This window comes from Arthrobacter sp. Soil_N43 (assembly GCF_057655195.1).
This window is the reverse complement of record NZ_JBDGML010000023.1, coordinates 1-10,129: the sequence shown is the minus strand read 5'-3', so window position 1 is coordinate 10,129 and position 10,129 is coordinate 1. Positions and strand designations below refer to the sequence as shown.

The 10,129-nt window shown below is 66.3% G+C and carries 11 protein-coding genes; 8 read left to right on the top strand and 3 right to left on the bottom strand.

All coding sequences use genetic code 11. The features are described from left to right. The 3 genes from AC3A3W_RS01105 to pdxS form a co-directional block, all read left to right on the top strand. Positions 1 to 268: HIT family protein (locus AC3A3W_RS01105; protein ID WP_487440047.1), on the top strand; the 268-nt coding region annotated here is incomplete at its 5' end. Next, complete coding sequence (gene pgsA / locus AC3A3W_RS01100; protein WP_205653963.1) at positions 258 to 878, top strand: phosphatidylinositol phosphate synthase; 621 nt, start codon at positions 258 to 260, stop codon at positions 876 to 878. The genes AC3A3W_RS01105 and pgsA, both read left to right, overlap by 11 nt. Before the next feature lie 151 nt (positions 879 to 1,029). After that, entirely contained in the window at positions 1,030 to 1,956 is a 927-nt protein-coding gene (gene pdxS, locus AC3A3W_RS01095) for a pyridoxal 5'-phosphate synthase lyase subunit PdxS (protein ID WP_309987828.1), read from the top strand. 204 nt (positions 1,957 to 2,160) lie between these two features. Here pdxS and AC3A3W_RS01090 read toward each other — a convergent pair whose 3' ends face one another. After that, positions 2,161 to 4,173 (bottom strand): M3 family metallopeptidase, encoded by a 2,013-nt coding sequence (locus tag AC3A3W_RS01090; RefSeq protein WP_487440044.1) that lies wholly within the window; start codon positions 4,171 to 4,173, stop codon positions 2,161 to 2,163. 83 nt (positions 4,174 to 4,256) lie between these two features. Here AC3A3W_RS01090 and AC3A3W_RS01085 point away from each other — a divergent pair, with 83 nt between their 5' ends. Continuing rightward, complete coding sequence (locus AC3A3W_RS01085) at positions 4,257 to 5,612, top strand: CapA family protein (protein WP_487440043.1); 1,356 nt, start codon at positions 4,257 to 4,259, stop codon at positions 5,610 to 5,612. Positions 5,613 to 5,618: 6 nt separating this feature from the next. Here the strand turns inward: AC3A3W_RS01085 and AC3A3W_RS01080 are convergent, their stop codons facing one another. Further along, positions 5,619 to 6,359 carry a type 1 glutamine amidotransferase gene (locus AC3A3W_RS01080; protein ID WP_487440042.1) on the bottom strand — a complete coding sequence of 247 codons (741 nt, stop codon included), beginning with the start codon at positions 6,357 to 6,359 and terminating at the stop codon, positions 5,619 to 5,621. Beyond that, positions 6,356 to 7,648, bottom strand: a complete 1,293-nt coding sequence (locus tag AC3A3W_RS01075) for a MurT ligase domain-containing protein (protein WP_487440041.1) — start codon at positions 7,646 to 7,648, stop codon at positions 6,356 to 6,358. The genes AC3A3W_RS01080 and AC3A3W_RS01075 overlap by 4 nt, the downstream gene beginning before the upstream one ends. 91 nt (positions 7,649 to 7,739) lie before the next feature. Between AC3A3W_RS01075 and pdxT the strand changes: the two genes are divergently transcribed. The 4 genes from pdxT to AC3A3W_RS01055 all read left to right on the top strand — a co-directional run. Next, positions 7,740 to 8,462: a pyridoxal 5'-phosphate synthase glutaminase subunit PdxT gene (gene pdxT / locus AC3A3W_RS01070; RefSeq protein WP_487440040.1), complete on the top strand. Its 723-nt coding sequence runs from the start codon at positions 7,740 to 7,742 to the stop codon at positions 8,460 to 8,462. A 2-nt stretch (positions 8,463 to 8,464) separates the two neighbouring features. After that, a complete protein-coding gene (locus tag AC3A3W_RS01065) occupies positions 8,465 to 9,220 on the top strand; it encodes a YebC/PmpR family DNA-binding transcriptional regulator (protein ID WP_487440039.1) in 756 nt (251 codons plus the stop codon). 34 nt (positions 9,221 to 9,254) lie between these two features. Beyond that, positions 9,255 to 9,833: a crossover junction endodeoxyribonuclease RuvC gene (ruvC, locus tag AC3A3W_RS01060; protein ID WP_487440038.1), complete on the top strand. Its 579-nt coding sequence runs from the start codon at positions 9,255 to 9,257 to the stop codon at positions 9,831 to 9,833. A gap of 79 nt (positions 9,834 to 9,912) precedes the next feature. Continuing rightward, positions 9,913 to 10,129: OB-fold domain-containing protein (locus tag AC3A3W_RS01055; RefSeq protein ID WP_487440037.1), on the top strand; the 217-nt coding region annotated here is incomplete at its 3' end.

Here is a 10,129-nt window from a genome sequence, read left to right as displayed (position 1 = left end):
GCCTCCCGAATTCGCCGACCTTACGCACACCCCCATGCGCGTGCTGCGGAAGGTGGCAAATCCGGGCGGTTTCAACCTGGGCATGAACCAGGGCGTGGTGGGTGGGGCAGGGATTGCCGGACACCTGCACCAGCACATCGTTCCGCGGTGGGGCGGGGACGGGAACTTCTTCCCCATCATCGCCCAGACCAAGGCGATCACGCAGACCCTCGATGAGGTGCGCCAGCAGGTTGCCGAGGCATGGCCCGGGGAGACGCATGCTGAATAGGCATGCCCGCGGTTTCTTCACCGCGCTGTTCTCTCCGCTTGCCCGCTGGCTGCTCAAGGTCGGTGTCTCGCCGGACGCCATCACCATCGTCGGCACCGTGGGCGTGGTGATCGGCGCCCTGGTGTTCTACCCGCTGGGGCAGCTCTGGTGGGGAACCATCTTCATCACGGCCTTCATCTTCTCCGACGTCATTGACGGCATCATGGCGCGGATGCAGGACCGGGGCGGCGCCTGGGGCAACTTCCTGGACTCGACCCTGGACCGGGTGGCCGACGGCGCATTGTTCGCTGGCCTCGCTATCTGGTTTTTCACCGGCGGCGCGGATACAGCGATAGCAATTGCCGCCGTCGTCTGCCTTGTCCTGGGCATGGTGGTCTCCTATGTCAGGGCCAAGGCGGAGTCCCTGGGGTTCCAGGCGAACGTGGGGATCGCCGAACGCGCCGAGCGCCTGGTCTCCGTGCTCGTCGTCACTGGCTTCACCGGGCTGGGGCTGCCGAGCATCGTGCTGTTCGTGACCCTGGTGTTGCTTGCGATTGCAAGCCTCATCACCGTGGTACAGCGCGTGCTGACGGTCCGCCGCCAAGCCTCCCAGGACACCCCGCAGTCCTGATTAAGCCCCGCCGCCGCCGTGGGACTAGTATTGGGATTACCTGGTCAATGGATCCGGGAATCCGGTGTGTGCGAAGTACGGCATTCGCGTGCCGTCTGCACCGGGACGAGAGACCGGATCCAGCAACATCTATCTACCCATAGGGGTTTTTGTGTCTACACCTGATGTAAGCAGCGAAGCCGGCTCGTCCGCCAACAGCGTCACGGGCAGCAACCGCGTCAAGCGCGGCATGGCAGAGATGCTCAAGGGCGGCGTCATCATGGACGTCGTCAACGTCGAACAGGCCCGCATCGCCGAAGATGCCGGTGCCGTTGCTGTGATGGCGCTTGAGCGCGTCCCGGCCGACATCCGCGCCCAGGGCGGCGTGTCGCGCATGTCCGATCCGGACATGATCGACAAGATCATCGACGCCGTCTCCGTGCCGGTCATGGCCAAGGCCCGGATCGGCCACTTCGTCGAGGCGCAGGTCCTGCAGTCCCTCGGCGTGGACTACATCGACGAGTCCGAGGTCCTGACCCCGGCCGACTACACCAACCACATCGACAAGTGGAACTTCACCGTTCCCTTCGTGTGCGGTGCCACGAACCTCGGTGAGGCGCTGCGCCGCATCAACGAGGGCGCGGCGATGATCCGTTCCAAGGGCGAGGCCGGCACCGGAGACGTCTCCAACGCCACCACGCACATGCGCCAGATCCGCGCCGAAATCCTCAAGCTCGCAGCCCTGCCGGAGGACGAGCTGTACGTCGCGGCCAAGGAGCTGCAGGCACCGTACGAACTGGTCAAGGAAGTTGCCTCCACCGGCAAGCTCCCCGTGGTGCTGTTCACCGCCGGCGGCATCGCCACCCCGGCCGACGCCGCGATGATGATGCAGCTCGGCGCCGACGGCGTGTTCGTCGGCTCGGGCATCTTCAAGTCCGGCAACCCGGCGCAGCGCGCCGCGGCCGTCGTGAAGGCCACCACTTTCTTCGATGACCCGGACGTGATTGCCAAGGCCTCCCGCGGCCTGGGCGAAGCCATGGTGGGCATCAACGTCGACGAGATCCCGCAGCCGCACCGCCTCGCCGAACGCGGCTGGTAGTCCTCTGCCGTACGGCAGGTCCTGATCCTCTGCTTGCTATTCCCCACGTCCCGCTAAAGCCGCTTCGCGGCGAGCGGGGACGCAGGGCCCCTTTTACGCAAGCTGCCGGACCAGTACCTGCCTCCGAGCAACAAACCGCGACGGCGGCGAGTCACCTTTGCTGGGTGACTCGCCGCCGTCGTTCCTTTTGTAAGGGGTGGTGCGTTACTCGAGGCCGCGGCGCTTCAGGAGGGGCTCCAGTTGGGCGTCGCGTCCCCGGAGGGTGCGGAACGACTCCAGCGGGTCCCGGCTGTTGCCCCGGGAGAGGAGCTCAGCGCGGAAGCGGTCGCCGTTGGCCCGGGTGAGCCCGCCGTTTTCGACGAACCAGTCCACGGTCTCCGCGTCAAGGACTTCACTCCAGATGTAGGAGTAGTAGCCTGCCGCGTAGTAGTCGCCGGCGAAGATGTGCTGAAAATAGCCGGTGCGGTACCGCGGCGGGATGAGCGTGTGGGCAACCCCCGCTGCTGCCAGGGCCTTGGCCTCGAATTCCAGGACGTCCTGCGGAACGCTGCCGGCGTCGAGCACGTGCCAGGCCAGGTCAAGCAGCGCGGCGCCGAGGTACTCGGTGGTGGCGAACCCCTCGCCCCACAGCCGGGATTCGTTCAGCCGGTCCACCACGTCCTGGGGGAGCGGCTCACCCGTGGCGTGGTGGCGGGCATAGTTTGCCAGGACCTCCGGCCACATGATCCACATTTCGTTGACCTGCGAGGGGTATTCCACGAAGTTGCGGGGCACGCTGGTGCCCGAGAACCGCGGATAGGTGACTTCCGAAAAGAGCCCGTGCAGGGCGTGCCCGAACTCATGGAAGAGGGTGCGGACCTCATCCAGGGTCAGCAGGGTTGGCTCTCCCGCGGGCGGTTTGGAGATATTGAGGTTGTTGATCACCACGGGCTTGGCGCCCAGCAGGTCCGACTGGTCAACCAGGGAATCCATCCAGGCACCGCCGCGTTTGGTTTCCCGCGTGTAATAGTCGCCCAGGAACAGTCCCAGTCCCGAGCCGTCCGCGTTGCGCACTTCCCAGACCCGGACGTCAGCGTGGTAGCCGGAGAGGTCCGGCCGCTCGTGGAAGGTGATCCCGTACAGCGACGTGGCCGCGAAGAACACCCCGTCCACCAGGACCCGGTCCAGCTCAAAGTAGGGCCGGATGGCCTGCTCGTCCACCGCATAGCGGTCGCGGCGCACCTTCGCCGAATAGTAGGCCCAGTCCCAGGCCTCAAGTTGGTGTCCGGCACTCTCGGCCAGGGCCGCGGCCTCTGTGTCAGCGTTGCGGACAGCCGCCGGCGCCAGCCGGTTGAGCATGGACCGGACCGCCTCGAAGTCCGGTGCGGTCTGCCGGTCCACCACGAGTTCGGCGAAGTTACTGAAGCCCAGCAGGGTGGCCTTCTCGGCGCGCAGCCGGACCATGGACGTCACGAGGTCCTGCACATCAAGGCTCCCGCCGCTGCTGCCCCGGGCGATCGATGCCTCGTAGAGGCGGCGGCGGACGCCGCGGTTCTCCAGCGCCGCCATGGCGGGCTGGTTGGTGGGCTGGATGAGGGTCAGCAGGAACTTGCCCTCGTGGCCCGCCACACGGGCGGCTTCCGCGGCGCTGGCGACGTCGTCAGCCGGCAGGCCCGCCAGGTCCGTGGCATCGTCCAGCAGCAGGGCGGCGCTCTTCATGGCCTCCTTGACGCGCTGTCCGAACTCCGTGCCAAGGCGGGACAACTCCGCATTCAGCCCCTTGAGCTTCTCCTGGCCTTCATCATCCAACTGGATCCCGGACTGCCGGAATTCCTTCAGGTATTCCTCGACAAGCCGGCCGGACTCGGCATCAAGTCCTGCCGTGTCGATGGCGGCGAACCGCTCGTACAGGCCGCGGTTGAGGTATACGGCATCCTGATGGGCGGCGAAGCGCGGCGCGAGTTCCGTTTCGAGGTCCTGGATCGCATCCGAGGCGTCCGCCGACACCACCGTGAAGAATGCCGCGGCGGCGCGCTGCAGCAGGCGGCCGGAGCGTTCCATTGCCAGCGCGGTGTTCTCGAACGTAGCCGGAGCGGGGTTGCCCACAATGGCCTGGATCTCGGCCAAGTGTTCCGCCAGACCGGCATCCACCGCCTCGGCGTAATGGGTGTCCTCGATGGCCGCGAAGGGAGGCAGCCCGAACGGCAATTCGCTCAGGCTCAGCAGGGGATTGGTCATGAAGCAACCCTTTCATGCAGGCGCGGAGTTCACAATGACGACTGGCGCGTTTTTGGAGCGCGGGCCACCGTAGGATTGCGGACATGGGGAACTCACACAGCACCGTGATCGGCCGCACTGCCCGGGCCGCTGCCGCGGCGGCACTCATTGCCGCGCTGGCATCGTGCGGCGTCATCGCAGGTCAGGGCGGCAGTCAGGGCAGATCCGACGGCGGCGCGGGACAGGGGACTGCCAGTGCGTCGCCTGCTGCGCCGGCCGGTTCGCCGGGAACGTCGGCCAGCGAACCGGCAGTTCCGTCGGCTGCGGAGCAATCAGGCGCGGCAGCTCCCACGCAGTCGCCGGCTCCCAGCGAGTCCACTGCTCCCAGCCAGACGCCGACCCCCGGTACAGGACCCGAATGCCGGGCTGTCCGCTGCGCCTCCGTGGTGGTCACCGGCGACATGCTGGTCCACACGCAATTGTGGGAACAGGCGCGCCTGGATGCCTTGGCGGCGGGCTCCAAAGGGCTCGACTTCGGGCCGCTGCTGGAAGGCCAGCGGCGCTACATTGAGCAGAGCGACCTCGCCATTTGCCACCAGGAGACGCCGGTGGCAGCCCCGGCGGGCCCGTTCTCGGCGTACCCGTCGTTTAACGTGCCGCCGCAGATCATCGCCGCCGCCAAGGGCGTGGGCTACCAGGCGTGCACCACGGCGAGCAACCACACGATCGACCAAGGTACCGCCGGCCTGGTCCGGACCCTGGATGCGCTGGACGCTTCGGGGCTGCAGCACACCGGTTCCTACCGGACCGAGGCGGACTCAAACGGCGTTCTCATCCTGCCGACGGCAGCCGCCGACATCGCCGTCATCCAGGCCACCTACGGCCTGAACGGCCAGATCCCGGAACAGGACTGGCAGGTGGACATGCTCGATGCCCCGGCGATGATTGCCAAGGCGAAGAAGGCGCGGCAACTCGGCGCGGACATCGTGCTGGGAGTCATGCACGCGGGGGACGAATACGCCAGTGTCCCGAATGCCCAGCAGCAGGAAATGGCCCACGCCCTGGTGGACAGCGGTCAGTTCACCATGATTTATGGGCACCACACGCACTCGGTGCTGCCCATTGAGAAATACAAGGGAACGTGGATCGTCTACGGGCTGGGCAATGGCGTGACGGAGCTGTCGCCCACGTACGCGGTCAATAACGAAGGGCTGCTGGTACGGGCCCAGTTCAGCCAGGACGCCGCCGGCAAATGGACGGCGGCCGACCTTGGCTGGGCGCCGTCAGTCATTGTCAACGCGCCGTACCGCTGGTGTTCTGTTGCTTCTGATGCGCCGCAGGGCGTCTGCGCCAGCCCGGCCGCCGACGCCGAGACCAGGCAGCGGACCAGGGCCGTGGTGGAATCGATGGGGGCCGCAACGGCAGGGGCCCACGAACTCCTGATCAGCAAGGAGAAGTAGCGGCCCCTAGCGCGGCCGGCGGGCCGCGTGTTCCCTGGCCAGAACAGCGAAGTGGTCGTCCGGTTCGCCTGGCGTAAAGGAACCATATTTGCGTTCGGCGGCGTTCCGGATCAGGAAGTCTGCGATGGCCGGGTTCTTGGGGAGCAGGGAGCCGTGCAGGTAGCTCGCCACGATGTTGCGGTAGCGGGCGCCCTCATGGCCGTCCTTGCTGTTATTGCCGGTCCCTTTTTCGACAGTGCCCAGGGGCCTCACGCCCGGGCCGAGGGTCGTCTGGCCGCTGTGGTTTTCGTAGCCAAGGACTTCGCCGAACTCGGCAGTGGTCACTTTCACGTTGCCAATCAGGCGTTCGTCCGTTCCGTGGGTTTCCACATCCAGGATCCCGATGCCCGGAATGACCGCGCCCGAGCGCGTCTTGAAGAAGTGTCCGAACAACTGGTACAGGCCGCAGATCACCAGCATCGGCGCGTCGTCCTCCGCAAGGCCCCGTAGGGTGTCCGCCCGCATCTGCAGGTCGTCCTGGATCACCAGCTGCCCGCTGTCCTGCCCGCCGCCGGCCACGATCAGGTCCACCTCGTCGGGGAAATCATCGCCCGGGTTGTATTCGAGGAGCTCCGGGGTGTAGCCGTGCCACTTGAGCCGCTGCTGCAGCACCAGGGCGTTGCCCCAGTCTCCGTAGATGTTCATGTCGCGCGGATAGAGCTGCAGGACCCGGATGGTCCCCTTGCTGCCTGACGTCCCGGGGGTCATGAGACCACCTCCACTGTGGTGATTTTGGACAGCTCGCGGCGGATGGCGAGCATGGCTGTGTAGGTGCAGAAGACGCGCTTGGGTTTGTCCTTCGAGCCGGCGATGAAGGCGGCCAGCGCCGGGGCGATCTCCGTGTTGACGGCGCGGACCGCCACTTCGTCGTACTGCAGGCGCAGCGCCATGTCATAGGCGCGGGAGCCGCTGACCTGGTCCACGCCGTCTATCCGCAGTGAGTCGAAGTCGACGTCCCACAGCCAGGACATGTCCCGCCCGTCGGCGTAGTTGTCGTTGATCGCGATCATGGTGGCGTACCCGCCCGAAGGGAAAGACTTCAGGCCCAGCCGGAATCCGCTGGGGTTCTTGACGAGTACCAGGTCCAGAGGCAGCCCGTCCACCACCAGGCTCTCGCCGCGGCCGAAAGCAGGGGCCACCTTGGACAGCGCGTCGAGCAGCGCCGCGTGGTCCGCGGTGGCAGCGCCGCTGCCGCAGATGCTGCGGGCCAGCACCAGCGCCGCGGCGGCGTTGAAGATGTTGTAGACGCCGCGGAGTTTCATCGAGGTGGTGACCGTGGCGCCGTCGTACTCGAAGTCAGCGTCGTCCGCACCGACCCGGCGTAGCACGACGTCGGCAGTCTGCCTTTGGGGGACGGTCGCCGGGGCAGGGCTTCCGGGGCCGGCGCGCAGCTCGTCGTCGCTGGGAAAAGTGCCCAGCAGGGAGTCGTCCAGGCCGAAGTAGCGCACGTCCGGTCCGTGGAGGGTCTCGGCAATTCGCGCGACCCGCGGATCCTCGCGGTTCAAGACGACCGTGCCGGTGGTCTTGTCGGCGATCTGCTGCAGGAGCTGCGCCGTCTTGTCGATTTCCCCGAAGCGGTCCAGCTGGTCGCGCAGCACGTTCAGCAGGAGGCTGTAGCGCGGCGGGACCCGGTTGACGAAGTGCACAGCGTGGGCTTCATCAAGTTCAAGTACCGCGATGTCAGCATCCAGGCGTCCGCGCCAGTCGACCTCGCCCAGGAGGGCAGCCGCCACGCCGCGGGTGAAGTTGCTGCCCGTGCGGTTGGTAAAGACCTTCAGGCCCTGGCTTTCAAGGAGCTCCACCACCATCTTCGTGGTGGTGGTTTTGCCGTTGGTTCCGCTGACCACCGCGACCCCGTGGGGGAGCGTGGACAGTGTCCGCTGCATGAAGCCGGGATCGATTTTCTCGACCACCAGACCTGGAAAAGCGGAGCCTCCGCCCCTGAGCCGGGTTACCCGGCGAACGAGCTTGCCGAGCGGAATGCTGAAGGAAAACATGCTCTGTAATATATCCCAGTTGAGGCATGGAACGTTCGGCCCTTGTCCCGAAGGGGGCGGGGCGCGGCCTCCGGGACACTATGATTATTGGATGACCAATCCCCTTTCCGCCGCGGATCCGCGCGTTCGTGCAGGTATCGGTTCAGGACTGCGCATCGGCGTCCTGGCACTTCAGGGCGACTTTCGCGAGCATCTCCGCGCCGTCGAGGCGTCCGGCGCCACCGGCATCGGGGTCCGGCGTCCTGCGGAACTTGACGGCCTCGACGGGCTCATTATTCCCGGAGGAAAATCCACCGCCATCGACAAGCTGGCCCGGGCCTTCGAACTCGCGGACCCGCTGCGCAAGCACATCGCCGAAGGCCTCCCGGTCTACGGCTCCTGCGCCGGAATGATCCTCCTGGCGCATGACATCGCGGACCCCGCCACGGATCTCGCCGGCAATCCGCAGCAGACCTTCGGCGGCCTGGACATCACCGTGCGGCGCAACGCCTTCGGGCGCCAGCGGGAGTCCTTCGAGACCGACCTCGACTTCCGGGGCCTGGACTTCAGCGCCACCGAAGACGGCGTGGCGCCGGTGCACGCCGTTTTCATCCGCGGCCCGTGGGTGGAGCGGGTTGGGCCGGGGGTCGAGGTCCTGGCCCAGGTGGAGCCGGCGGACCCCGTCCACGCCTCCCACGCAGCCGATCTGCAGGGGACAGCTAGAATTGTTGCAGTGCGTTCCGGCCAACTGCTGGCCACCTCCTTCCACCCGGAAGTGACAGGCGAGAAGCGCGTGCATGAACTTTTTATCCGCATGATCAGAGGAGAAGCGTAAGCATGTCAGGCCACTCCAAATGGGCAACGACCAAGCACAAAAAGGCCATCATTGACAGCCGCAGGGCAAAGTCGTTCGCCAAGCTGATCAAGAACATCGAAGTCGCGGCACGCATGGGCGGACCGGACCTGGCCGGCAACCCGGGGCTGGACCTGGCAGTGACCAAGGCCAAAAAAACCTCGGTGCCCAATGACAACATCGACCGCGCCATCAAGCGCGGCGCAGGCCTCACTGGCGAAGTCGTGGACTACACGGAGATCATGTACGAATGCCGCGGCCCGCAGGGCTCCGCGCTGCTGATCGAGTGCCTCACCGACAACAAGAACCGCGCAGCCTCCGAGGTGCGCCTCGCCATCTCCCGCAACGGCGGCACCATCGCCGATCCCGGGTCGGTCAGCTACCTGTTCACCCGCAAGGGCGTTGTCACCCTGCCGAAGAACGGCCTCAGCGAGGACGACGTCCTGATGGCAGTGCTCGACGCCGGCGCCGAGGAAGTCAAGGACAACGGCGACACCTTCGAAATCCACTCCGACCCGAAGGACCTCCAGGCCATCCGTGACGCCCTCAAAGAGGCCGGGATTGAATACGACACCGACGAAGCCGAGTTCGTGCCGTCCATGGAGGTTCCCCTCGACCTGGATGCCGCCAAGAAGTTCATGAAGCTCGTTGACGCGCTGGAAGACCTTGACGACGTCCAGAACGTCTACAGCAATGCCGACCTCAGCGACGAAGTGCAGGCCGCACTGGAAGCCGAGTGATCCCGCACTCCTGCACTGACTTTGAGGCCCGGCCTTGACCCTCCGAGTATTGGGAGTCGACCCGGGCCTCACCCGTTGCGGCATCGGCGTGGTGGACGTGGAAAAGAACCGCCGCGCCACCATGGTGGCCGTGGGCGTGGTGGGGACCTCTGCCGAGGAGAGCCTGGACCAGCGCCTGCTGGTCATTGCCCTCGCCATCGACGAGTGGCTCGACCGGTATGAGCCGCACGTCCTGGCCGTGGAGCGCGTCTTCTCCCAGCTCAACGTCAGCACGGTGATGGGTGTTGCCCAGGCCTCCGGTGTGGTCATCGCCGCAGCCGCCCGGCGGGGGATCCCGGTGGCGCTCCACACGCCGTCGGAAGTCAAAGCGGCGGTGACGGGCAGCGGATCCTCGAACAAGGACGCCGTCACGAAGCTGGTGACCAAAATCCTGCGGCTGGACGCCCCGCCGCGGCCGGCGGATGCCGCCGATGCCCTCGCCCTCGCCATTACCCACGCGTGGCGGGCCGGCAGCGGAGCCGCGGTTGCCACCACCGGTCCTGGCAGCAGTTCGCTGACTCCGGCCCAGCGCGCCTGGGCCGAAGCGGAGGCAAAGGCGCGGCGTGGACGCTGATTGTCCCAGGCCCTTGCTAGGGTATTCGTAGATATGTTCGGATAGTCGGTTTAGCCGGCGGTAGTTCAGGAGCCTGGCCTTGATTAGTTTTCTCCGCGGAACCGTAGCGCACGTTGGCCTGTCCACTGCCGTGATCGACCTCAACGGCGCCGGCATGAGCGTCAACGCCACCCCGCAGACCCTCAGCAGGCTCCGCACCGGCGAGGAGGGGAAGCTCTTCACGTCCCTGATTGTGCGCGAAGATTCCCTGACCCTCTTCGGCTTCGCCAGCGACGACGAACGTGAGGTCTTCGACG

Excerpts from the sequence above, each read along its gene's own strand:
- pgsA (WP_205653963.1), top strand. The coding sequence starts at position 258 with ATGCTGAATAGGCATGCCCGCGGTTTCTTCACCGCGCTGTTCTCTCCG.
- AC3A3W_RS01090 (WP_487440044.1), bottom strand. The coding sequence starts at position 4,173 with ATGACCAATCCCCTGCTGAGCCTGAGCGAATTGCCGTTCGGGCTGCCT.
- AC3A3W_RS01085 (WP_487440043.1), top strand. The coding sequence starts at position 4,257 with ATGGGGAACTCACACAGCACCGTGATCGGCCGCACTGCCCGGGCCGCT.
- AC3A3W_RS01080 (WP_487440042.1), bottom strand. The coding sequence starts at position 6,359 with ATGACCCCCGGGACGTCAGGCAGCAAGGGGACCATCCGGGTCCTGCAG.
- AC3A3W_RS01075 (WP_487440041.1), bottom strand. The coding sequence starts at position 7,648 with ATGTTTTCCTTCAGCATTCCGCTCGGCAAGCTCGTTCGCCGGGTAACC.
- pdxT (WP_487440040.1), top strand. The coding sequence starts at position 7,740 with ATGACCAATCCCCTTTCCGCCGCGGATCCGCGCGTTCGTGCAGGTATC.
- AC3A3W_RS01065 (WP_487440039.1), top strand. The coding sequence starts at position 8,465 with ATGTCAGGCCACTCCAAATGGGCAACGACCAAGCACAAAAAGGCCATC.